Raw genomic sequence first — 23,950 nt, 5'->3', positions numbered from 1 at the left:
TCCTCATGGTGTCTCCTCCCCCGGTACGGGCACGTGCGGCGGCAGCAGGCCCAGGGCCCGTGCCTGCGTCCAGAACGCGGCGGGCACGTCCACGGCGAACTGCGCCACCGCGTCCCGCACGTGGTGCGGGGCGTGGACCCCGACGAGCACGCTCGTCACGGCCGGGTGCCCGAACGGGAAGGCGAGGGCCGCGGCGCGCAGGCCGATGCCGTGCCGTCCGGCGAGCGCGCGCAGCCGCCGGGCCCGGTCGAGCAGTGCGGGCGGCGCCTGGGCGTAGTCGAAGCGCGCCCCGTCACGGGGGTCGGCGAGGAGCCCGGAATTGAAGACTCCGCCGATGACGACCGACACGCCGCGCTCGTGCGCGGCGGGCAGGAGGGCGGGCAGCGCGGTCTGGTCGAGGAGGGTGTAGCGGCCCGCGCACAGCACGGCGTCCACGTCCGTGTCGCGGACGAAGCGCGTGAGCATCGCGGCCTGGTTCATGCCCGCGCCGATCGCGCCGACGACGCCTTCGGCGCGCAGCCGCTCCAGGGCCGGATAGGCCTCGCGGAAGGCCTGTTCGCCGTGGTCGTCCGGGTCGTGGAGGTAGACGACGTCCACGCGGTCGAGGCCGAGCCGGGTCAGGCTCGACTCCAGGGAGCGGCGCACCCCGTCCGCGCTGAAGTCCCAGCGGCGGCGGTGCGCGGCGGGCACGGCGAAGCCGCCGTCGGCCAGGTCGTCGCCGCGGACGGGCCCGGTGACCGGTTCCAGGAGCCGCCCCACCTTGGTGGAGAGCGTGTACGCGGCCCGGGGGCGCCCGCGCAGGGCCGCGCCGATCCGCCGTTCGGACAGGCCGAGGCCGTAGTGCGGGGCCGTGTCGAAGGAGCGCAGGCCCGCGTCCCAGGCCGCGTCCAGGGCACGGGCGGCGTCCTCGTCTCCGACGGGCGCGTAGAGGTTGCCGAGACCGGCGCCGCCGAGGGACAGCTCCGTGACGGCGACCGGGCCGCGGCCGAGGCGCCGGAGGCGTAGGCCGCTCACCGGGGGGCCGTCTGCCGGAGGCGCAGGCCCTGCATGCCGCCGTCGACCGCGAGCGCGGTGCCGGTGGTGGCGCCGGACAGCGGGCTCGCCAAGTACGCGATGGCGCCCGCGACTTCCTCGGCGCCGACCAGGCGGCCCGTGGGCTGGCGCGCCTCCAGGGCGGCGCGTTCGGCGGCCGGGTCGGGGGCGGCGGCGAGCAGACGGCCGACCCACGGCGTGTCCACGGTCCCGGGGTTGACGCAGTTCACCCGGATCCCCTCGCGGACGTGGTCGGCCGCCATGGCGAGGGTCAGGGAGAGCACGGCGCCCTTGGACGCCGAGTACAGCGCGCGCTGTGGCAGTCCCGCGGTCGCGGCGATGGAGCAGGTGTTGACGATCGCCGCGTGCGCGGAGCGGCGCAGGTGCGGCAGGGCGGCGCGGGTCGTGCGGACCAGGCCGATGACGTTGACGTCGAGGACGGCGTGCCACTGCGCGTCGTCGTTGTCGGCCACGGTGCCCTGGGCGCCGATGCCCGCGTTGTTGACGAGGACGTCCAGGCCGCCGAGGCCTGCGGCCGCCGCCGCGACCGCGTCCCGTACGGCCGTGTCGTCGGTGACGTCGGCGGTGTACGCGCGCAGCGGCCCGGCCACGCCGCTCGGGTCCAGGTCGAGCACGGCGACCCGGGCGCCGCGTGCGGCCAGGAGGTCGGCGGTGGCCCGGCCGATGCCGGACGCGCCGCCGGTGACCAGGGCGGTCAGGCCCTCGAAGTCCGTCATGCGGCTGCTCCCTTCCGCTGCGCGCGGTCGGCGGCCCAGAACGCGCCGTCGGGGTAGGTGAACCGGGCGATGGACTCGGCGCGCATCGTCGCCGAGAATCCGGGGGCGGTGGGCGCGGCGTAGTGCCCCGCGCGCATCCGGACGGGGTCCGTGAAGTGCTCGTGGAGGTGGTCGACGTACTCGATGACGCGGTCCTCGGTGGTGCCGGACAGGGCCACGTAGTCGAACATCGACAGGTGCTGGACGAGTTCGCACAGGCCGACACCGCCCGCGTGCGGGCACACCGGGACGCCGAAGCGGGCGGCGAGCAGCAGGATCGCGAGGTTCTCGTTGACGCCGCCGACGCGGGCCGCGTCGATCTGGAGGACGTCGACGGCGCCCGCCTGGAGCAGCTGCTTGAACACGATGCGGTTCTGGACGTGTTCGCCGGTGGCGACCTTCACGGGCGCGACGGCGTCGCGGATCGCGGCGTGCGCGAGGACGTCGTCGGGGCTGGTGGGCTCCTCCACCCAGTACGGGTCGAACTCGGCGAGGGCGCGGGTCCAGCGCACGGCCTCGTCGCGGTTCCAGCGCTGGTTGGCGTCGATGGCGAGGCGGATGCCGGGGCCGATGGCGGCGCGGGCGACGCGGCAGCGGCGGAGGTCGTCGGCGAGGTCGGCGCCGACCTTGAGCTTGATCTGGGTGAAGCCGTCGGCGACGGCCTGGCGGGCGAGGCGGGTGAGCTTCTCGTCGCTGTAGCCGAGCCAGCCGGGCGAGGTGGTGTAGCCGGGGTAGCCGTGCGCGCGCAGCCGGGCCTCGCGGGCGGCCGCGCCGTCGCGGCCCGCGCGCAGGAGCGCGAGGGCGTCCTCGGGCGTGAGCGCGTCGGCGATGTAGCGGAAGTCGACCTGGGAGACGAGCCAGGCCGGGTCGGCGTCGGCGAGCAGCTTCCACAGCGGGGTGGCGGCGCGCTTGGCCGCCAGGTCCCAGACGGCGTTGACGACGGCGCCGATCGCCATGTGCATCACGCCCTTCTCGGGGCCGAGCCAGCGCAGCTGGCTGTCTCCGATCAGGTCGCGGTGGAGCGTTCCCGGGTCGGCGCACAGCGCGTCAAGGGGGCGCCCGACGACATGGGCGCGCAGCGCCTGGACGGCGGCGACCTGGACGTCGTTGCCGCGTCCGATGGTGAAGGTGAAGCCGTGTCCTTCGTGGCCGTCCTCGGCGTCGGTGCGCAGGACGACGTAGGCGGCCGAGTAGTCGGGGTCCGGGTTCATCGCGTCGGACCCGTCGAGCTCCCGCGAGGTGGGGAACCGTATGTCGTAGGTGTCGACCGCCGTGACGCGGCGGGGAGTCGGGGACACAGAGGGCCTTTCCGGAAGGGAGGCGGGAGGCGACGGCTTAGGGCCTGTCCGGTGGGTCGGCGTGGAGCAAGGAGCGGCGTGTGGTGCGTGCGATCGCAAGGCGCCGGGATGTCCTCGTAGCGGAGCTACTAGGGCATCCCGGCAACGCCGCGAGCGTGCGTGCCAGGCGTCGCGACGCCGCGCCGACCCACCGGACAGGCCCTAGTCCTGGGCACGGCCCGTGGTGAGGCGGGCGATCATCAGGGCGACGAGGATGATTCCGCCGTAGATGGCCTGGATCCAGAAGGAGGGCACCTGGGCGAGCGTCAGCAGGTTCTGGACGACGCCGAGCAGCAGGACGCCGGTGAGCGCGCCGAACATGGTGCCCTTGCCGCCGTCCAGGCCGATGCCGCCGATGACCGCCGCGGCGAACACCGTGAAGATCATGTTCTGGCCCTGGTTGGCGTTGATGGCGCCGACGTAGCCGGTCTGCATCAGGCCCCCGACGGCGGCGAGCGTACCGGCGACGACGAACACGCCGAGCGTGACGCGCTCCACGCGGATGCCCGCGGCGCGGGCCGCGTCCGCGTTGCCGCCGATCGCGTACAGGGCGCGGCCGACCCGGTGGTACTTCAGCACGAGGCCGGTGGCGCCGAACGCGGCCGCCGCGAGCCACACGGAGACCGGCACGGTCAGGAACGTGGAGGTGGCGAGGGTGAAGAAGGGCTCCGGCATGCCGAAGAGCGTCTTGCCCTCGGTGGCGCCGACGAGCACGCCGCGCAGCACGATCAGCATGGCCAGGGTCACGATGAAGGCGTTGAGCTTCAGCTTCACCACGAGGACGCCGTTGAAGGCGCCGATCGCCGCGCCCACCAGGACGATCGCGAGCAGCCCTGCGGCCGTGGGCAGTTCGGTGCCGAATCCGGCCTGTGCGGCGGGCAGCACGAGCAGCGCGCCCAGGGCGGGCGCGATGCCGACGACCGATTCGAGGGAGAGGTCGAACTTCCCGGTGATGAGGACGAGCGACTCGGCGAGGACGACCATGGCGAGGGCCGCGGACGCGCCGAGGATCGAGATGAGGTTCCGCTCGGTCAGGAACGAGTCGTTGACGAAGGCGCCGAGCACCATGAGCAGCAACAGGGCGGGGACGAGGGCGAGTTCGCGGGCGCGGCGCAGCAGGGCGGCCTTGGCCGCGCGGGGCTCCGCGGCCCGCAGGGGGGCGAGCGGGGGTGCCTTGGTGTCAGCCGTGTTGGTCACGGGCCACTCCTTCGATGGAGGCGATCAGCTCGTGGTCGTGCCAGCCGGCGGGGTGTTCGGCGACGACGCGGCCGTGGAAGAGGACCAGGACGCGGTCGCAGCGCCGCAGGTCGTCGAGTTCGTCGGAGACGACGAGCACGGCGGTGCCGTCGTCGCGGGCCCGGTCGACGCGGGCGAGCAGGGACTCCTTGGACTTCACGTCGACGCCCGCGGTGGGGTTGATGAGGACGAGCAGCCGCGGCTCGGAGGCGAGCGCGCGGGCCATGACGACCTTCTGCGCGTTGCCGCCGGAGAGGTCGGACACGGGCTGGTCGGGGCCCTCGGCGTGGATGTCGAGCCGCTCGATGAGCTCACCGGCGAAGGCCCGCTTGCGGTCGGCGGAGACGAAGCCGCGGCGGCCGAGCCGGCCGAGGACGCTCAGGGTGGCGTTGTCGCCGATCGACAGGGAGGGGACGAGCCCTTCGCCGTGCCGGTCGCGGGGCACGCAGCCGACCCCGGCGCGCAGCGCGGCGGGCACGTCGCCGAAGGGCAGCGGGGCACCGTCGAGGGTCGCGCTGCCGCCGGTCGGGGTGTGCAGGCCCGCGAAGGACTCCGCCAGGTTGACCTTCCCGCTGCCGCTCGACCCGGCGAGCCCGACGACCTCGCCGCGGCGCACGGTGAGGTCGACGCCGTCGTACGAGGGGCTGGTGAGTCCGCGCACGTCGAGCAGGACCGGCGCCGTCGCGGGCACCCCGGCCCCGGCCGGGGTGGCGCCCCCGGTCGGCGCCTCGCCCGCCATGGCCTCCACCAGGGCGGCGCGCGGCAGGGCGGCGACGGGCGCGGTGGTGATCCAGCGGGCGTCGCGCAGCACGGTGACCGTTTGGCACACCTCGTACACCTCTTGCAGATGGTGCGAGATGAACAGGAAGGTGACGCCCGACTCCTGGAGCGCGCGCATGCGCGTGAAGAGCCGCTCGATCTCGCGCTTGTCGAGCTGGGCGGTCGGCTCGTCGAGGACGATGAACCGGGCGCCGAGGCCGAGCGCGCGGGCGATCTCGACCAGTTGCCGGTCCTCGACCTTGAGGTCGGCGGTGCGCGCCTCGGGGTCGACGCGCACGTCCCAGGTGCGCAGCACGTCGGCGGCCTCCGCCCGCAGGCGGCGCCAGCTGATGAGTCCGCCGCGGCCGCGCGGCTGCCGGTTGATGAAGAGGTTCTCGGCGACGGTGAGGCCGGGCACGACGGTGGGCTTCTGGTAGACGCAGGCGACCTTGCGGCGCCAGGCGTCGCGGTCGGCGAGCGGCGGCGCGGGCTCGCCGTCGAAGGCGATGCGGCCCGCGTCCGGGGCCTGGAGCCCGGTGAGGAGGGAGACGAGGGTGGACTTGCCCGCGCCGTTGCGGCCGACCAGGGCGTGGGACTCACCGGCCCGGACGGTGAGCCGGCCGTCCTGGAGGGCGACGGTGGGTCCGTACCGCTTGACGATGCCGCTCGCCTCGACGAGCGGCGGGGCGTCGGGGGCCGCGGGGGCGGGGATCGCGGGGCTCGGCGTCGTCATCGGACCGCGTTGCCCCACAGCTCGGCGTCGTCCACGTTGGCCTTCGTGACGAGCGGCGCGGGCAGCTGGTCCTCCAGATTGCCGCTGGGCAGCTTCACGATGGTCGAGCCGTGGTCGGTCGGGCCCGGCGCGAACTTCTTCCCGTTCATCGCGGCCTTGATGTAGTACATGCCGTACTTGGCGTAAGCGTCGGCGGGCTGCGAGACGGTGGCGTCGATCCGGCCCTCGCGGATGGCGTCGAACTCCTGCGGGATCCCGTCGTTCGACACGACGGTGATGTGGCCCTTCTCGCCCGCCTTCTTGAGCATTCCCTTGGACTTGAGGGTCTGGAGCGTCGGCGCGAGGTAGACACCGCCCGCCTGCAGGTAGATGCCCTTGATGTCGGGGTGGGAGTTCAGCAGCGTGTCCAGCTTGGAGGCGGCGGTGTCCGACTCCCACTTGGCGGGGATCTCCAGGACCTTCAGGCCGGGGTACGTGTCCTTGGCGCAGTCGCGGAACGCCTTGGAGCGGTCGCGTCCGTTGACGGACGCGAGGTCGCCCATGATCTGCACGACCTTGCCGCTCCGGACCTTCTTGCCGAGGTAGTCGCAGGCCTTCTTGCCGTAGGCGACGTTGTCGGCGCGGACGACCATCGCGACCCTGCCCTTCTCCGGCGCGACGTCCACGGCGACGACGGGGACGCCCTTGCGCTCGGCCTGGTCGAGCCCCGCGGAGACCGCGGCGCTGTCCAGCGGGGCCACGACGAGGCCCTTCACGCCTTGGTTGAGCTGGTTGTTGATGTCGGTGATCTGCTGCGAGGGGTCGCTGTTGGAGTTCACGGTCTTGAGCGCGTCGACGTCCTCGGCCTTCGCCATCTTCGGTACGTAGTCGTTGTACGACTGCCAGAACGGCGAGGTGAGCAGCGGCAGGACGACGCCCACCTTGCCCTCGCCCCCGCCGCCCGGCCCTCCGGTGTCCTTGGTGCTGCCGCAGGCCGCGAGGGCGAGGGCGGCGCAGGCCACCGCGGCGGTGGCGCCGAGCGCCCGCGACCGCCGGGGCCTGCCGGTGGTGTTCCGCACTCCGGTGGTGTGCCGCACTCCAGTGGTGTTCCGCGCTGTGCTGCCGACCATCTGACGGCTCCTCATCGAGCGAGACTGAGCGGTATCGGGCGGTATCGGGCGGTGCCGAGCGGTGCCGAGCGGGAATCAGCCGCGGTTCAGCGGCGGATGGGCGAATATTTATCAGACCACTTGCGGCGCACAACACCCCTCGACGCCAAGTTTTCCGGCATTCCAGCCGTAGTGGTCGGACCACATCTCTGGCTACACTGCGCGGCACCCGGCAAGCGAAGGAGCGTCACGTGAACCAGGCCCCGCAGAGCGCCGCGCCCGCACAGAAGGGCACCGTGACGCAGCGGGCCATCGAGCAGATCAAGACCATGATCGCGGAAGGGCTCCTGGAGCCGGGCCAGCGCCTGCCCACCGAGCGGGACCTGGCCGCGCAGCTCGGCATCTCGCGCAGCTCCATGCGCGAGGCCATCCGGGCCCTGACCGTGCTTGGCGTCCTGGAGGCGCGGCACGGCTCGGGCATCTACGTCACGCAGCTGGAGGCCGGTGACCTCCTGGAGACCTTCGGCGTGGTCGCGGACCTGACCCGCGGGCCCCGTCTGGTGGAGCTGCTCGAAGTGCGCCGCGTCCTGGAGTCCACCGCCACGAGCCTGGCGGCCGCGCGCATCACCCCGGCCCAACTGGCGCAGGTGGAGGGTCACTTGGCGGCGATGAACGCCACCGACGACCCCGAGGAGATCCTCTCCCACGACCTGGCCTTCCACCGCGCGATCGCCCTGGCGGCGGGCAACGACACGATGGCCGCGATCCTCGAAGGCCTGTCGTCACGCACCTTCCGGGCCCGGGTGTGGCGCGGCTACCAGGAAGAGGGCGCCTTCGAACGCACCCGGCGCGAGCACGACCGCATCCACCGGGCGCTGGTGGCCCGCGACCCGGAGGCGGCACGGGCGGCGGCGGCCGCCCACGTGGGCGAGGTGGAGGCCTGGCTGCGGGGGCAGTACGAGCAGCAGCCCAACGCCCGTGCCACAGCCGGGAGTTGAGCACAGGCGGCGGGCGAACTCGCCCCACCGCGGACTCAGTCCACGTCGACGTCGTCGAACAGCTCCAGCATCCGCGTGAGGACGTGCACGCACGCCGTCACGTCGGCATCGGTGATGTCGCCGCGCACCTGGCGCATCACGGCGTGCTCGCGCGCGGTCGCGGCCGCGATCGCCGACTCCCCCTCCGGCGTGAGCCGGATCAGGGACGACCTCCGGTGGGCGGGGTTCGGCGCCGTCGCGACCAGGCCGCGCGCGGCCGCGTCGTTCACCATGCGCTGGACGAACTGACGGCTCAGGGACTGGGCGCGGCCCATCTGCGGCACGGTCAGGGGGCCGTGCCCGCGCAGCAGGTCGAGGACCGCGCGCACCCCGACGGACAGACCCTCGATCGACTCGGCCTGCTCCACCTTGCGCTGCGTACGCCGGTACAACGGGCCCACCAGGTCGAAGACTTCGGTGAGACGGTCGGCGAGGGCGTCGGGGTCGAGGGGCTCGTCGGGGTTCCGCTGCTCATCACTCACCCCCGCATCATGACACCTCGGTTGCCATCCCGCCGCCCACATGACACCTTGGTTGTCATGAATGACGCTTCTGCTCCGCGCGGGGCGGACCGCTCCCGCCTGCACACGTTCGCGACCGACGACGGCACGCTCGCCTACCGCGACACCGGCTGGGGCGAGCCGCTCGTCCTGCTCCACGGCGGCTTCCTCGACCACCGCATGTGGGACGACCAGACGGATGACCTCGGCCGCCACCACCGGGTCATCGCGCCGGACGTGCGCGGCCACGGCCGGTCCGCGAACGCGACCCGACCGTTCCGCCAGACCGACGACCTGGCCGCGCTCCTGCGCCATCTCGACGTCGGCCCCGCGGTCGTCGTCGGCCTGTCGATGGGCGCGGGCATCGCGGTCGACACCGCGCTCGAACACCCGGACCTCGTCAGCGCCCTCGTGGTCTGCGGCGCGGGCACCAGCGAGCCCGAGTTCACCAACCCCTGGGTGCTCGCCATCCAGGCCGAGTGGGCCCGCGCCACGGCCGCGGGGGACGCCGCGGCCTTCGTCGACGCCACCATGCTGTTCGCCGCTGGCCCTCACCGGTCGCTCGGCGACGTCGACCCGGACGTCGTACGACGCCTGCGGGAGATGACGGAGCAGACCGTCGCCAAGCACAGCGGCGCCGAGGCCTCCCACCTCGTGCCCGTCACCGACACCTGGGCCCGCGCCGCACGCCTGACCCTGCCGCTCCTGGCCGTCACCGGGGACCTGGACACCTCCGACAACATCGGCATGGCCCAGCGCCTGGCCCGCTCGGTGCGCGACGGCCGCACGGCGACGGTCACGGGCACCGCGCACTACCCGAACATGGAACGCCCCGAGGCCTTCAACGCGTTGCTGCGCGACTTCCTCGCGGCGGCGGACTGACCGCCGCCGCGAGGAGCACCGCCCGTCAGGCGCGCCGCACCCGCAGCGTCACCAGCTCGAAGGGGCGCAGCGACACGGCGATCGCGCCCCCGTCGCGCTCCGGCGCGTCCGCACCGGCCAGGGGCCGCTCCAGGAGGTCGGTCACGTCCACGGCCGCCGCCTCGAAGCCGAGGCGCAGCGTGGTGCGGGCCCGGCCGCCCTGCGCCTCGTGGAAGCGGATCACGACGTCGCCGCTGTTGTCGTCGGCGAGCTTGACGGCCGTCACGACCACGGCGTCGTCGTCGACGCTCACCAGCGGCGCGACGTCCGCCCCGGCCCCGGCGACCCGCCGCTCCGGCAGGTTGATCCGATAGCCCTCGCGCACCGCGTCCACGATGCCCGCGCCGGGCGCGAGCGCGTGCCGGAAGCGGTGCACGCCCTGGTCGGTCTCGGGGTCGGGGAAGCGGGGCGCGCGCAGGAGCGAGACACGCACCGTGGTGGTCGTCCCGGCGTCCGTGTCGCGCACCGTGCGGGTCACGTCGTGGCCGTACGTGGAGTCGTTGACGAGGGCGACGCCCCAGCCGGGCTCCTCGAAGTGCACGAAGCGGTGGTTGCAGGCCTCGAACTTCGCGGCCTCCCAGCTGGTGTTGGTGTGGGTGGGCCGGTGGAAGTGCCCGAACTGCGTCTCGGACGCGTACCGCTCGGCGTGCACGTCCAGCGGGAAGGCCAGCTTGAGGAACTTCTCCGTCTCGTGCCAGTCCACCTCGGTGTCGATGTCGAGGCGGCGCTGCCCCGGGGCGAGCGTCAGGACCTGCGTCATCCGCGAGTCCCCGAAGCGGCGCTCGACCCGCACGGACGCGCCCTCGCCGGGAGCGACCTCCGTGGCCTCGGTCAGGTCCGTGACGGTGTGGCGGTAGAACTCGTCGACGTCCCAGGCGTCCCACATGTTCGGGAAGTCGGCGTGCAGCTGCGGCAGGTTCACGGCCTGCCCCGGCGCGACCGTCTCCCGGCCGGACACCAGGTCGCGGGCGGAGACCACGAGCCCGCGCGCGTCGACCTCGACCCGCAGCAGGCCGTTGTCCAGGACGTAGCCGCCCTCGGCGCGCGCGGCGATCGCGGACTGCCCCTCGGCCACCGGGGCGTGGGCGCCGCCCGCGGGGACACCGCCGCGGACGTGCGGGGTGGAGTTGAACACGAGGGTGCGCGACCCCTCGCCCGCGAGGGCCCGCTGCGCCGCGTCGACGATCGCGTTCAGGTCTTCCGCCACGGCCGCGTACGTCGCCCGGGCCTCGCGGTGCACCCAGGCGATCGACGAGCCCGGCAGGATGTCGTGGAACTGGTGGAGCAGCACCGTCTTCCAGATCCGGTCCAACTCCTCGTACGGGTACGGGAATCCGGCGCGCACCGCGGCCGTCGCCGCCCACAGCTCGGCCTCGCGCAGCAGGTGCTCGCTGCGGCGGTTGCCCTGCTTGGTGCCGGCCTGGCTGGTGAGCGTCGCGCGGTGCAGCTCCAGATAGAGCTCGCCGACCCACACCGGCGCGTTCGGATACTCCGCCTCGGCCTTCTCGAAGAACTCCGTCGGGGTCTCCCACCGCACGGTCGGCGAGCCCTCCAGGTTCCGCAGCCGGGCCACCTTCGCGATCATCTCGCGGGTGGTGCCGCCGCCCCCGTCGCCCCAGCCGACCGGCGCGAGGGAGTGCCGGGCCACGCCCTTGTCCTTGAAGTTCCGCGCGGCGTGCGCGATCTCGCTGCCCTTGACCGCGCAGTTGTAGGTGTCGACGGGCGGGAAGTGCGTGAAGATCCGGGTGCCGTCGATGCCCTCCCACTGGAAGGTGTGGTGCGGGAACTTGTTGGTCTGCGACCACGAGATCTTCTGCGTGAGCAGCCACTTGGAGCCCGCGGCCTTGATGATCTGCGGCAGGCCCGCGGCGAAGCCGAAGGTGTCCGGCAGCCACGCCTCGTCGTTCTCGACCCCGAACTCCTCGATGAAGAAGCGCTTGCCGTGCACGAACTGCCGGGCCATCGCCTCCGAGCCCGGCATGTTCGTGTCGGACTCCACCCACATGCCGCCCGCCGGTACGAACCGGCCGTCGGCGACGGCCTTCTTCACCCGCGCCCACACTTCGGGCCGGTGCTCCTTCACCCACGCCCACTGCTGCGCCTGCGACATGGAGAAGACGAAGTCGGGGTCGTCCTCGAGCAGGCCCGTCATGTTGGACGTGGTCCTGGCGACCTTCCGCACGGTCTCGCGCAGCGGCCACAGCCACGCCGAGTCGATGTGGGCGTGCCCGACGGCGCTGATGCGGTGCGCGGAGTCGTGCGCGGGCGCGGCGAGGACGCCCTCGAGGCGGGCGCGGGCGGCGGCGGCCGTGCCGTTCACGTCCTGGAGGTCCACGGCGTCGAGCGCGCGGTCGACCGCCCGCAGGACCTCGTGGCGGCGGCCCGAGTCCTCGGGCAGCTCCTGCATCAGCTCGCCCAGGACCTCCAGGTCCATGACGAGCCCCCACACCGTCTCGTCGAACACGGCGAGGTCCATCCGCTCCAGGCGGTACTGCGGCTCGCTGCCCGCGGTCTCCTTGTCACCCAGCTGGGTGGGCAGGAAGGGGTGGTAGTCGAGGAGGACCGGGTTGGACGCGGCCTCCACGCGCAGCTCCACGGTCTCGCCGCCCTCGGCGGGAGCGGCTATCCGCACCCACTGGTTGCGGGGGTTGAGTCCCTTCACCGGGGTGCCGTCCGGGCGGTAGACGAGGCCCTCGCACTGGAAGCCGGGCATGTTCTCGTCGAAGCCGAGGTCGAGGACCGCCTCCACGGTGCGGCCCGCCCAGGCGGCCGGGACGGTCCCGCTGATGTGGAACCAGCTGGTGCCCCAGGGGGCGCCCCAGCGCGCCCCGACCTCGATGGGCTCGGGGGTGGCGGCCAGGCCTTCGGCCACGGGCACCGGTTCGCCCGGGGCGGTCCAGACGGCCACGGTCAGGGGGACGGACTCGGGGTAGACGGCGGGGCGGATGCGCTCGTCGAGCACGCGCTTGAGCCGGCCTTCTACGAGCTTGCGGTCGTCGTGCATGAGGGTGTCTCCATGGGTCGCGCGTGAGTGGCTGAGGCAGGGGCGATCTTTCAGCCCGTCCGGCGTTTGAGGACGAGGCGCGGAGCGCCGAAAACGGGGTCCAAGGGGGCGGAGCCCCCTTGTTCGGGAAAGGGCGGGTCAGGGGCGTCCCACGAGGGCCGACGGGGGACGGGGACGATCAGAGGACGTCGGACGGGTGGACCACCTCCGTGATGCCGCGCTCAGCGAGATGGCCGTGGTCGGAGACCCGTTCGGCCAGTACCAGCGCGGGCCGCACCCCTTCCCCGGCAAGCCGGGCGAAGGCCTCGAAGACGTCCCCGCCGGGCCCGCACCGGGCCCGCCGCCCCGCGCCGGGCCCGACGTCCACCACCACGGCCGTGCTCCGCGCCGCGGGCACCTCCCAGCGCTCCTTGGCGAGCCGGGCGAGGGCGGCACCGGCGGGCTTCACCCGACCCTCGTTCGTCAGCAGCCCCAGGCTGTACTCCAGCTCCGGGAAGTCCGCGAGGGTGCGCGAGACGTCGTGGGAGCACCACCAGGTGACGCCCCACACGTCAGCGCAGTCGAGCGCGGCCGTCACGGTCGTCTCGGTGAACGCCGCCGCGTCCGCCGCCGGGATGAGCGGGGCGGGCGCGCCGACCTCCTGGAGCCAGACGGGCCGGTGCGGGTCCACGGCCCAGGCCTTGGACAGCTCGATGAGGTACGCGGCGTGCTGCCCGGTCGCGGCCCCGTCGCGCCCGTGGCGCTGCGCGGTGCCGTTGAACACCCACGAGTGCACGGCGGTGACGGACCCGAGCCGCGCGGCCTGCGCGGGCGTGAACGGCTGGTCGTCCTGGTACCAGGCCGCGTCGTACTCGGCGTGCAGGTGGAGGCGTCCGGGCGCCCCCTCCTCGCACGCGGCGAGGACCTGCCGCAGCCAGGCCTCGGCCTGCTCCTGGGTGATCCGGTCGGGGTCGGGGTGCGGCCCGGCGGCGAACTGGTTGATCTCGTTGCCGATGGTCATGCCGATGAAGTTGGGCCGGTCGGCGAGCGCGGCGGCGAGGGTGCGCAGATACTCCCGCTGGCCCGAGATCACGTCCGGGTCGGTGAAGAGGTTGCGCCGGTGCCAGGTCTGCGTCCACGCGGGCAGGAAGTCGAAGCTGGACAGATGGCCCTGGAGGCCGTCGACGTTGACGTCGAGCCCGCGCTCGGCGGCGGCGTCGGCGAGCGCGACGAGCTGCTCGACGGCGCGCGGCCGGATCAGGGTGCGGTTGGGCTGGAAGTACGGCCAGATCGGGAACACCCGGACGTGGTCGAGGCCGAGCGAGGCGATGGCGTCGAGGTCACGGCGTACGGAGTCCAGGTCGAAGTCGAGCCAGTGGTGGAACCACCCTTCGCTGGGGGTGTAGTTGGCGCCGAAGCGGGGCGTCGCGGCGGGGGCGCTGCCCGTGCCGGGCAGGTCGTCTGACGTCAAGGCGGATCCTGGTTCTGGTGGCGATGGGGCGGGTGATCGGCGCGGCGGGGTCAGCCCTTGACGGCGCCCTCTCCGACCCCGCGGAAGAAGTACCGCTGGAGACAGGCGAAGAGCACGATCAGCGGCAGCACGGCGATCACCGTGCCCGCGGCGACGAGGCGCTCGTCGTTGGCGAAGGTGCCGTGCAGATAGTTGAGGCCGATGGTCAGGGTGAACTTGTCGGGGTCGCTCAGGACGATCAGGGGCCACAGGAAGTCGTCCCATGCGCCCATGAAGGCGAAGATGGCCACCACGGCGAGGGTGCCCTTCACGGCGGGCAGCGCGATGCGGAAGAACCGCTGCCACACGTTCGCCCCGTCGACGAACGCGGCCTCCTCGATCTCGTACGGGACGTTGAGGAAGGCGTTGCGCATCAGCAGCACGTTGAGCGCCGAGACGCAGCCGGGCAGCAGCACGCCGACGAGGGTGTTGTTGAGGCCGAGGTCCCGCATCGTCGTGAACTGGGCGATGATGATGCCCTCCACGGGCACGAGCATGGCCAGGATGAACACGAGCGTCGCCGCCTTGCGGCCGCGGTAGCGCAGCCGGGCGAGGGCGTATCCGGCGAGGGCCGCGCCCACGCAGTTGGTGACGACGTTCGCCGCCGCGACCTTCAGGGAGTTGAACGCGTAGTCCCACACCGGGATGGTGTCGGCGACGCGTTCGTAGTTGTGCAGGGTCGGGTCGGACGGCAGGAACTTGGGCGGGGAACTGAAGATGTTCTCGTGCGGCCCCTTGAGGGACGTCGAAAGCTGCCACAGGAACGGGCCGATCATCAGGGCGAGGACGGCGAGCAGCAGGACGTAGCGCAGGGCGAGCTCCCACACGCGCATGCGGCGCCCGTTCTCGTCCGTGGGCCGCCACTTCCGCGGCCGCGGGGCCTCGGCACGGACCGCTTCGGTGTCCGGGGTCGTGGTCGTCATCGGTTCTCCTTCCGGTCCGCGCGCAGCACGAGCAGCATCAGCGCGACGGTGACGACGAAGATGACGACGGAGATCGCGGAGGCGTAGCCGACGCGGCCGGTCAGGCCGGTGCCGGTGCGCTGCACGAGCATCACGAGCGTGGTGTCCTCACCCGCGGGCCCGCCGGTCGGCCCCGCCATCAGATACACCTCGGAGAAGACCTTGAACGCGGCCACGGAGGACAGCGCGGCGACCAGGACCATGGTGGAGCGCACGGCGGGCATCGTGACGCTGACGAAGCGGCGGACCGGTCCCGCGCCGTCGACGGCGGCGGCCTCGTGCAGTTCGCGCGGGACGTTCGCGAGCGCCGCCAGATAAATGATCATGTAGTAGCCGAGGCCCTTCCAGACCGTGACGGCCATGGCGGAGAACAGCAGCAGCCACTGGTCGCTGAGGAAGCCGACCTTGCCCGCGCCGACCGCCTCCAGGACGGCGTTCACCAGGCCCCGCTCGTCGAGCATCCACACCCAGATCAGGCCGACGACGACGATGGAGGCGACCACCGGCGTGTAGAAGGCGGACCGGAAGAACGTGATGCCCGGGATCTGCTTCTGCACGAGCATCGCGAGCAGCAGCGGCAGGATGACGAGCGCGGGTACGACCACGAGGACGTACAGGGTGCTGTTGCGCAGGCCGATCCAGAACATGTCGTCGTGCAGCAGCTCGCGGAAGTTGGCGAGGCCCACGTACTTACCCTCGACCAACTGCCGTTTGTCGGTGAAGGAGTTGAGCACCGTGCTGACGAACGGATAGAGGATGAACCAGCCGACGATCACGAGGCCGGGGGCAGCGAACAGCCAGGGGCTGGTCGGCAGCTGCCTCCGGACGCGGCGGCCGGCGCGAGGGGCGCGCGCGGCCTTCGTCGCCCTGGGCGCGCCCCCGGCGGGCGGCGCCGGGGACGTGGCGGGACTGGGGGTCTTCATGGCGGTCATGGCTGACGTTCCTGGTCGCTGGGTCAGCTCTGCTGGAGCAGTCGGTCACACTGCTTGACAGCGTTGTCAAGCGCTTCCTCGGGACTGTCCTTGCCCTGCAGCGCCTTGGCGACGGAGTTGCGGAGCGCCACCTTCATCTGCTCGCTGAACAGCACGGGGGTGTAGTTCACCGCGGTCTTCAGGGACTTGGCGGCGGCGATGCGCACGCGCGTCTCGTCCGTGCCGTCCGCCTTGGTGAAGTACGGGTCGTCCAGGGAGCCCTTGGTGCTCGGGAAGATCGCGACCTTCTTGGCGAAGGACATCTGGCGCTGTGCGTCGGTGACGAAGTGCGCGAAGGCGACGGCGGCGGGCGTCTGCTTGGTGCGCTTGTTCACCATCACGCCCATCACGTACATGTTGTCCTTGCCGGTGGAGCTGATCTGCGGCGTGATGCCGATGTTCTTGTAGAGGGCCGGGGCGTCCTTCTTGAACTTCTCCAGGTCCAGGGCGCTGCCCGGGTTCATCGCGACGGCCTCGGTGAGGAACTTCTTGCCGGTCGACTCGGGCGTCGCGGTCAGGGCCTGCCCGTCCAGGGCCTTGGCGTCGTACAGCTTCTTGTACTTCGTGAGCAGTTCGACGCCCTTGGCGTCGTTGAAGGTGAAGCCGGTGCCTTCCTTGTTCATCAGCGGGACGCCGTAGCGGCCGAAGTCCTCGATGGTGGGGACGTTGGCGAGCGTGGCGATGTCGCCGTCGCTCTTGTCCGCGATCTCCAGGGCGTCGTCGAAGAGCTGGTCGTACGTCTTCGGCGGCTTGCCCGCGTCCAGGCCCGCCTCCTTGAACAGCCGCTTGTTGTAGAACAGCGGCCCGGTGTTCAGGTACCAGGGGAAGGCGAACGTGCCCTGCACGCCCGGGACCTGGTGGCTCTTCCAGGCGCCCGGCAGATACTCCTTCTCGTACTTGCCCGCCGCCTGGTCGAGGTCGAGGGCGATGCCCGCCTTGGCGAGCGGTGCCACCAGGTCCGGCGAGACGTTCACGACGTCGGGCAGGGTGCCCCCCGCGGCGTCCGCGCTGATCTTGTCGGCGTAGCCCTCGCCGGGCTGGTCGACCCACTTGACCTCGGTGCCCGGGTACTTCTCCTCGAAGTCGTCGACCAGGCCCTCGAAGTACGACTTGAAGTTCGCCTTCAGGTTCCAGGTCTGGAAGGTGATCTTGCCCTCGACCTTGCCGGAGGCGTCGGTCGAGCCGCCGTCGTCACCGCCGCCGCAGGCGCTCAGGGCCAGCAGGGAGGCGACGGCGGCGGCCGCGGGGACCGCCCTGCGGGGGCTGCGGAATATCCGGGAATGACGCACGTGAACGGCTCCTTTGCTCGGCCCGGCGTATGGCGGCGCGGGCCACCGGCAGCGGTGGCGAACCACTTTGTGTCGCAGAATCGCACCGAGGCAGACCCTGCATGGAGTTCCGGTGAAAAGTCAATGGATTGGTGTCGGTTCGTCTTCTCCGAGGCCGTGCCGCCTCGCTAACTCGCAGGTCAGAGCAGTTGGTTGAAAACCTTGTCACCAACAGCTAATGCGCTTTAGGGTGTGCTAGCTCAAGCGCATTAGTACCTGCGCGGCCGGGGTGCATCGGGCACTCCGCACGCGGAAAGGGGCAACGGGTGCAAGGCAAGCGGTCACCGGCTCGCCGGCCGACCATGAAGGACATCGCCCGGCGTGCGGGGGTCTCCGAGAGCGCCGTCTCCTTCGCGCTCAACGACAGGCCCGGGGTCTCCGAGGTCACCCGTGACCGGGTGCGCAGGGTCGCCGAGCAGCTGGGCTGGCGGCCCAGCACGGCGGCGCGCGCCCTGTCGGGCGAGGGCGCGGCCACGGTCGGCCTGGTGGTGGCGAGACCCGCCGCCACGCTCGGCGTCGACTCGTTCTTCCTGCAGCTGATCTCGGGCATCCAGGAGGTCCTGGCCGAGCGCCAACTGGGCCTGCTCTTCCAGGTGGTGGAGGACGTCGAGGCGGAGTGCGCGGCCTACCGGCGGTGGTGGGCGGAGCACCGGGTCGACGGCGTCCTCGTCGTGGACCCGCGCACCGACGACCCGCGGCCCGCGCTCCTCGAGGAGCTGGGCCTTCCCGCGGTGGTCACCGGCGGCGTGCCCGACCCCGACCGGCCGCCGCGCGCGGGGCTCTCGACCGTGTGGGCCGACGACGCGGGCGCGATGGCGTCCGTCGTCGGCCATCTGCACGCGCTCGGGCACCGCCGCATCGTGCACATCGCCGGGCTCCCCGGCCTCGCGCACACCGAGCGCCGCGTACGCACGCTGCGGGCCGAGGCCGAGCGCCGGGGCCTGAACGGGGTGCGGTCGGTCACCACCGACTACTCGGACGCCGAGGGCGCCGCCGTGACCCGCCGGGTGCTGCGCTCGGCGGCGCCGCCGACGGCCCTCGTCTACGACAACGACGTGATGGCCGTCGCGGGCGTGGCGGCCGCGGCCTCGCTCGGCTTCGCCGTGCCCGCCGACGTGTCGGTCGTGGCCTGGGAGGACTCGGCCCTGTGCCGCATGGTGCACCCGTGGCTGACCGCCCTGTCCCGGGACACGGTGTCGTTCGGCCGGACGGCCGCGCGCGAGCTCCTCGGCCTGCTCGACGACGGTCCCGCGGGCACGGTGCAGGTGCCGCTGCCGACGCTGATCGAGCGGGAGAGCACGGGCGCGGCGCGCGCGGCGGGGTGAGGCGTCCGCGCGGTCACGCGAGGCGGCAGCGCGCCTCGACGCCGCCGAGCTTGCCCGTCAGGCGGATCACCCGGCCGAGGCCCTTGGGGACGATGCGGGCGCGCAGGGTCACCGCGGCCTCCACCGGCGTGTCCGCCGGGGCCGAGACGAGCAGCCGCAGCTCCTCGTTGACGTGCAGGAAGGCGCGGTCGGATGTCCTGAAGTCCCAGTAGGCGGTGGTGAATCCGACGCCGGAGGACGTGATGCGCGGGCAGTACACCGTCTTGCGCCGGGTGACCTGCGGGGACAGCTGCGCGCCGAGCCCGGAGGCGGCCACGTTGAAGCTGAGGCCCGCGCCCAACGTGGTCTCCAGCTCCACGGGGCTCTCGCCGTCGACGAGCGTGGGCGACATGTCCGCCACGACCGCGCCGGGCGAGGGGGACAGATCGATCACCAGGCGCGACCAGCGCACATCGGTCTCCGGATGCGTCTGGACCACACAGATCAGCGGGATGTCGTGACCGGTGCGGCCCGGCTCCGCGCCGGCCACGCGCCGCACGGTGCCCCGGGCGAGCCCGATCCGGGTCTCGCGCCGCAGCAGGGTGACCGTGGTCTCGCCGACGGGGGCCAGGGCGCGGTCCTGCTCGTCCTCCTCCACGGCCGGGGTGACGAGGTCGATCAGCTCGTATCCGGCGGGCAGGCCGGTGGCGGTCAGCACGGGGTGCTCCCTGGGGTCGCGGAACGGAGGTCGGGGCGCGGGGCGCGCCAGTCGCCGAGCAGGCAGAAGGCCGCCCAGCGCTCCAGGCGGTCGCCGCCCGGGCGGTCGCGGGCGGCGCGCACGGCGGCGCGCAGCGCGGTGCCGGGCGCCTCGCCCGCGGCGGTCAGATCGTGGAAGTCGCCCATGAGGGCGGCCGTGGAGGCGTCCGGCACCCGCCACAGGCTCATCACCAGGGACCGCACGCCCGCGTACAGCAGGGACCAGCTGAGGCCGAGCGTGTCGTCGGTGCGGCTGGTGCGGCCGAGGCCGGTCTCGCAGGCGGACAGGACGGCGAGCCGCACGCCGTGCAGGTCCTGGCGCAGGATGTCACGGGCCGTCAGGACGCCGTCGGCGAGCACGAGTCCGGAGGACAGCGGGTCGGCGGCGTCGAAGGAGGCGTGGCAGGCGGCGTGGAACACCTCCGCGTCGGGCAGGCCGCGCAGCACCCGCTCCCGGGTCGCCCGCTCACCGAGCAGCGGGGCGCGGCCGAGGCGCTCGCCGAGGGCCACGGCCTCGCCGCGCGCGTGCGGCAGGTCGCCGCCGGGGTCGCCGAGGACGAGGGCGCCGCCGCCCGCGACGGGGGTGCGGTGGGTGAAGGTGCGCAGGAGCGAGACGGTCGGCAGATACGTCACGGCGTTGCGGTCGATGAGCGCCCCGGAGGCGTCGGGGCACAGGGCGTGGAAGGGCACGTGGTGCAGGGCGCCGGTGGGGCAGATGACGACGGTGTCCTCGGGCCGGGTGAGCGCGGCCAGCGGGGCCACGAGCGGGTCGAGGACGCGGTGGAAGAGCCCCGGCATGTCCTCGGCCATCTCGCGGACGCGCCCGGCGCTGCCCAGGTTGTCCGCGACGAAGCGCAGCACCGCCGCGCCGTCGGCGTCCACCGGGGTGACGCGCACGGCGCCACCGTCACCGTCGCCGCCCAGCGTGAAGAGGGCGATCTCACCGGTGTCGAGCAGCGCGTACGAGGCCACCACCGTGCGCTGTCCGGCGAGTTCGCGGGAGACGGCGCCGGGGTCCGTGACGGTGGCGCGGCGGACCGCGACGTACTCCTCGGCGAGCGGGCCGTACCCGGCGAGCTCGCGCCACAGGGCGTCGAGGCGCGCGGTGAGGTCGTAGTGGCGCTGCCAGTCCACGGCGGGCCCCGCCGCGAGGGCCGCGCGCTCGCCGATGAGGGCCGCCTCGTCGGCCAGGAGGGCGGGCGGTACGCCGTCGGGCGCGCGGAGCTGGGCGGTGCTCATGGCGTCGAGCAGGGAGCGGGCGCGCAGCCGCTCGGACGCGGTGAAGGCCGCGGCGACGTGGTGGCGCGGGTCCTGGTCCGCGCGGGCGGGACGGTCCGCGGCCCGGCCCGCCGCGCCGCGGGCCTCGCTCTCCGCGCGCCGCAGGCGGTAGCGGGTCAGCAGTTCGTACGCCTCGGCCCGGCCGTCCGTCAGGTGGGTGCGCCGCTCGGGGTCCGGTTCGGCCGCGCGCACCAGGTCGGCCAGGTCCACGCCGAGTTCGAGCACGTCGGTGGCCGTGTACGTCTCGCCGTACTCCCAGGCCGCGTGGGCCATGGGCAGGATCGCGGGCCAGGCGCGCTCGGCGGACAGGACGCGGTGGCCCCGCGTCGCCGTGGGCTCGCCCCGGGGCGCCCAGAACAGCGGGTCGCCCTTCTGCCCCGGCACGCCCGACAGCTGCAGGACCTGCTCGTACGCGAGCACGGCGTGGCCGAGGTCGGGCCAGCGGCGCAGCACGGCGGCGGTGGCGAGCCAGTCCTGGGCGAGCCGGTCGGCGTTGCCGGAGTTGCGCATCCGGGCTTCGGCGAGGTGGTGCAGGGCCATGCGCGGGAAGCCCTGTTCGCCGAGGACCACGCCCAGGTAGTGGTGGACGGTGGCGAGCGCGACCGGCACCGGGGAGCGCAGCGCCTCCCGCTCGGCGAGCGGCAGGGCCTCGTGGAACCAGCTCAGAGCGCGCTCCCGCTCCCCCAGCTGGTGCCAGGCCATGGCGAGTTCGACGAGCGACACGATCCGCTCATGGTCGCTGGCCGGGACGTCGGCGGTGATCTCGTCGAGCCTGCGCTGGTAGTCCTCGGCCGCGGCCGCGTCGCCGCAGCGGCGCGCCACCCGGGCGAGGTCGCGGTACAGCGCCGCCCAGCCGTCGAGGCTGCTGAACTGCCCGAAGTCGAGCCACGGGGCACGGCCCGCGCGCTCCCGCTCGTGCTCGTCGGTCACCAGCCACCGCTCGGCCTGGCGCAGCAGGTCGTACGCCTCGCTGTAGCGCCCCATGTCGTCGAGGACGGCCGCGGCCTGCTTGAGGGCGTCCGCGAGCAGCCGTGCCCGGCCGGGCTCCTCGGGGTCGCCGGTGGGCCACTGCTGGTCCAGGTGCTCCGCGAGCTGTACGCCGCGCCGGGCGAGCAGCAGGGAGCGCTCGAAGTCGCCCGCCTTGGCGGCCCAGTGGAACACCATCATCCGCAGGGTGTCGAGGGCGCCGGGCCAGTGGTCCGCGCCCTCGGTGCGCAGCCAGGTGTCGAAGCGGTCGTCGTCGGTGGCCGCGGCGAGCAGCTCGCCGAGCGCGGGCTCGCGCTCCCGCACGGCGGCTTCGAGCTCGGCGGGCAGCGCGGCGTTGATCCCGGTGCCCGAGGTGGGTCCGGAGACCGGCAGGCCGATGGGTCCGCCGTAGGGGGCGCCGAAGCGCGCGGGCTCGTGGGGTTCGGCCGCCGCGGGCTCGGCCGTCACAGGTGCGTCCGCCGGAGGTCCGGCCGCGGACGCGTCGGCGTCCGGGGGTTGCGGCACGGTCGCCTCGGCGGCCGGTTCGGGTGCGGGCGGGGGCACGGCGGTCCGGGGCGGCAGCGCTTCGAGGGACTGCCGGGCGCCGCCGTAGCCGGGGTCGAGAGCCAGCGCGCGTTCGTAGGCGCGCCGGGCCTCGTCCGCACCGTCGAGCGCGTCGCGGAAGGTGTCGCCGAGGAAGCGCCAGGCCATCGGCGTCTCCTCGACGGCGAGCGACTCCTGGAAGTAGACCCGGGCGAGCCCCATCTCGCGGCGGACGAAGTGCACGTCGCCGAGCATCAGCAGGGCGAGCGAGCTCTCCGGGTCGGCGTCGAGGGCGCGTTGGTAGTACGTCGCCGCGTCGGCGTACTCACCGCGGTGGAAGTGGTGTTCGCCGCGGCCGATGAGCTCGGACGCCTCGCGCTGGGCGCGGGTCACCAGGGAGACGCCGAGGAGCTTCGCCACCTTGGCCGCGAGGCCCGGCTCGTCCTCGGCGAGGCGCTGGAGCTGGTCCGCGCCCTCCGGGCTGCCCGCGATCATCGCGGCCCACAGCTGGGCGGCGACCTCGCCCGGCGGCACGCTTCCGCTCTTGGGGTCGATGAGCAGTTCGCCGTCCTTGAACAGCGCGTACACGGGCGGACGGGCGGCGGGGGCGGGGGCGTTGCCCGTCGTCGGCAGGACGTCGGTGATGCGGCGGCCGCCGGTGATGCGGGCCAGCTCCTCGTCCCACTCCCCCGCCTCCGGGCGCAGCCTGGCGGCGAGGAGCAGCACGATCAGCTCGACGAAGGGCTCGTCGTCGGGCACCGGCGGGTCCGAGATCCGGGAGCGCAGCAGCGCGACGGCCTCGTCCAGGCGGCCCGCCTCGGCGTAGGCGTTGGCCAGCGGCCGGACCGCCTGCGGGTCCGCGGGGTCGTCGGCCACGAGGTCCGTCAGGACGCGGATCTCGCGGGCCGTCGCGCCCCGGGCCCGCAGATGGCGGGCGAGCGTCCAGCGGAACCTCGGGGCGTCCGGGTAGGCCGCGAGCGCCCGGTCGCCGAGCGCCGCCCACTCCAGGAGCGCCTCGTCGCCACGCTCTCCCTCTTCGCTCCCGCTATCGCTCTCGCTCTCGCTCTCGCTCTCCGACAGCCTGTCGACGAACGCGTTCCTCCAGGCGATCCACAGCTCGGCCTCCGCGCCCGGCCCCCACCGGTCCAGCCAGCGCTTCAGGGCCGCTTCCCGGCTGCCCTCCTCGTGGTCGCCGTCCTCGGCGACCGTGGCCACCACGTCGTACGCCGCGCGGCGCACCCTCAGCGCGCGGCGGAGCACGGCGAGTTCGTACCCGCACATCTCCTCCAGCGGGTCCAGCATGTCCCGGGCGGCCTCGGGGACCTCGGCGAGGGAGTCGCGGTCGGCCTCCTCGTCGGTGAGGGCGGCTCCGACGGTGCCGAGGGCGAAGGCGACGCCGTCGACCCGGGCGGCGGCCGGGTGCGCGGCGAGCGAGAAGTGGCGGTGCGCCTCGTCCCGGTGGCCGATCGCGTCGGCGGCGATGCCGTGCACCAGGTGGGTCTGCGCGGCCAGCATCTGGGCGACGCGCCGGGCGTCGCTCCGGCGGGGGTCGCGGCCGACTCCGAGCGCGGCAACGACCGCTTCGAGCACGTCGGCCAGGAGCCCGGCCTCCGCGCGCACCCGCCAGGGGTCCTCGCAGGTCGCCCCGTACGCGAAGAGGTCCGCGAGCAGGCTGGTCGTCGCGTCGGCCGAGCGCTCCGCCACGTCGTCGCGGCGGGCCGCGGGCGGCAGGGCCGCGAGGGCGCGCAGCCGCTCCTCGGCCGCCGCCCGGTCGACCGCCGGCGCCTGCGGCGCCCGCGCGGTCCCGCGGGCCCCCGGAACATCGGGCGGCTGCGGTCCGAACCGGTCGTGCATCGACCTGGCCCACGTCACCAGCATGGTCAGCCCCAGCACCGCGTCCCCCTCACGCCGTCCGTCACCTCACCCCCCA

The 23,950-nt window shown here is 73.5% G+C and carries 17 protein-coding genes; 3 read left to right on the top strand and 14 right to left on the bottom strand.

The features are described from left to right. Positions 1-3: 3 nt before the first annotated feature. The 6 genes from CP982_RS35475 to CP982_RS35450 all read right to left on the bottom strand — a co-directional run bounded on the left by CP982_RS35475 (position 4) and on the right by CP982_RS35450 (position 6,982). Positions 4-1,014, bottom strand: coding sequence for an aldo/keto reductase (locus tag CP982_RS35475; RefSeq protein ID WP_150514210.1), 1,011 nt, complete (start codon positions 1,012-1,014; stop codon positions 4-6). After that, entirely contained in the window at positions 1,011-1,769 is a 759-nt protein-coding gene (locus tag CP982_RS35470) for an SDR family NAD(P)-dependent oxidoreductase (protein WP_150514209.1), read from the bottom strand. Before CP982_RS35470 ends, CP982_RS35475 begins: the two co-directional genes overlap by 4 nt. Further along, positions 1,766-3,106, bottom strand: coding sequence for an enolase C-terminal domain-like protein (locus CP982_RS35465; RefSeq protein ID WP_150514208.1), 1,341 nt, complete (start codon positions 3,104-3,106; stop codon positions 1,766-1,768). The genes CP982_RS35470 and CP982_RS35465 overlap by 4 nt, the downstream gene beginning before the upstream one ends. 201 nt (positions 3,107-3,307) lie before the next feature. Next, complete coding sequence (locus CP982_RS35460; RefSeq protein ID WP_229879010.1) at positions 3,308-4,213, bottom strand: ABC transporter permease; 906 nt, start codon at positions 4,211-4,213, stop codon at positions 3,308-3,310. A 112-nt stretch (positions 4,214-4,325) separates the two neighbouring features. Next, entirely contained in the window at positions 4,326-5,873 is a 1,548-nt protein-coding gene (locus CP982_RS35455) for a sugar ABC transporter ATP-binding protein (RefSeq protein WP_150514206.1), read from the bottom strand. Then, positions 5,870-6,982, bottom strand: a complete 1,113-nt coding sequence (locus CP982_RS35450) for a sugar ABC transporter substrate-binding protein (RefSeq protein WP_150514205.1) — start codon at positions 6,980-6,982, stop codon at positions 5,870-5,872. Before CP982_RS35450 ends, CP982_RS35455 begins: the two co-directional genes overlap by 4 nt. Before the next feature lie 230 nt (positions 6,983-7,212). Here CP982_RS35450 and CP982_RS35445 point away from each other — a divergent pair, with 230 nt between their 5' ends. Further along, a complete protein-coding gene (locus CP982_RS35445) occupies positions 7,213-7,959 on the top strand; it encodes a FadR/GntR family transcriptional regulator (RefSeq protein WP_150514204.1) in 747 nt (248 codons plus the stop codon). Positions 7,960-7,994: 35 nt separating this feature from the next. On the opposite strand, the gene CP982_RS35440 is transcribed toward CP982_RS35445, so the two are convergent. After that, a complete protein-coding gene (locus CP982_RS35440; RefSeq protein WP_229878990.1) occupies positions 7,995-8,480 on the bottom strand; it encodes a MarR family winged helix-turn-helix transcriptional regulator in 486 nt (161 codons plus the stop codon). Positions 8,481-8,537: 57 nt separating this feature from the next. Here CP982_RS35440 and CP982_RS35435 point away from each other — a divergent pair, with 57 nt between their 5' ends. Next, on the top strand, positions 8,538-9,380 hold the full coding sequence (locus CP982_RS35435; protein ID WP_229878989.1) for an alpha/beta fold hydrolase: 843 nt from the start codon (positions 8,538-8,540) through the stop codon (positions 9,378-9,380). A 25-nt stretch (positions 9,381-9,405) separates the two neighbouring features. Here the strand turns inward: CP982_RS35435 and CP982_RS35430 are convergent, their stop codons facing one another. From CP982_RS35430 to CP982_RS35410, 5 genes are all read right to left on the bottom strand, one after another. Further along, positions 9,406-12,423, bottom strand: a complete 3,018-nt coding sequence (locus CP982_RS35430; protein WP_150514201.1) for an alpha-mannosidase — start codon at positions 12,421-12,423, stop codon at positions 9,406-9,408. 178 nt (positions 12,424-12,601) lie between these two features. Beyond that, the gene (locus CP982_RS35425; protein WP_150514200.1) at positions 12,602-13,873 is read right to left on the bottom strand and encodes a glycoside hydrolase 5 family protein; all 1,272 of its coding nucleotides are present in this window, start codon (positions 13,871-13,873) and stop codon (positions 12,602-12,604) included. Between the two features lie 50 nt (positions 13,874-13,923). Then, on the bottom strand, positions 13,924-14,835 hold the full coding sequence (locus CP982_RS35420) for a carbohydrate ABC transporter permease (RefSeq protein WP_150514199.1): 912 nt from the start codon (positions 14,833-14,835) through the stop codon (positions 13,924-13,926). Beyond that, positions 14,832-15,806 (bottom strand): carbohydrate ABC transporter permease, encoded by a 975-nt coding sequence (locus tag CP982_RS35415; RefSeq protein ID WP_229878988.1) that lies wholly within the window; start codon positions 15,804-15,806, stop codon positions 14,832-14,834. Before CP982_RS35415 ends, CP982_RS35420 begins: the two co-directional genes overlap by 4 nt. 23 nt (positions 15,807-15,829) lie before the next feature. Continuing rightward, entirely contained in the window at positions 15,830-17,134 is a 1,305-nt protein-coding gene (locus CP982_RS35410; RefSeq protein ID WP_229878987.1) for an extracellular solute-binding protein, read from the bottom strand. Between the two features lie 341 nt (positions 17,135-17,475). Between CP982_RS35410 and CP982_RS35405 the strand changes: the two genes are divergently transcribed. Further along, entirely contained in the window at positions 17,476-18,498 is a 1,023-nt protein-coding gene (locus CP982_RS35405) for a LacI family DNA-binding transcriptional regulator (protein WP_150514198.1), read from the top strand. Between the two features lie 13 nt (positions 18,499-18,511). On the opposite strand, the gene CP982_RS35400 is transcribed toward CP982_RS35405, so the two are convergent. Continuing rightward, positions 18,512-19,195 carry a hypothetical protein gene (locus tag CP982_RS35400; protein WP_150514197.1) on the bottom strand — a complete coding sequence of 228 codons (684 nt, stop codon included), beginning with the start codon at positions 19,193-19,195 and terminating at the stop codon, positions 18,512-18,514. Further along, a complete protein-coding gene (locus CP982_RS35395) occupies positions 19,189-23,913 on the bottom strand; it encodes a CHAT domain-containing protein (RefSeq protein WP_150514196.1) in 4,725 nt (1,574 codons plus the stop codon). The genes CP982_RS35400 and CP982_RS35395 overlap by 7 nt, the downstream gene beginning before the upstream one ends. Between the last annotated feature and the right edge of the window lie 37 nt (positions 23,914-23,950).

Origin of the sequence: Streptomyces spectabilis (assembly GCF_008704795.1) — a bacterium.
Taxonomy (GTDB): domain Bacteria; phylum Actinomycetota; class Actinomycetes; order Streptomycetales; family Streptomycetaceae; genus Streptomyces; species Streptomyces spectabilis.
The sequence above is the reverse complement of the archived record's forward strand: the minus strand, read 5'-3'. Positions and strand labels throughout refer to the sequence as shown.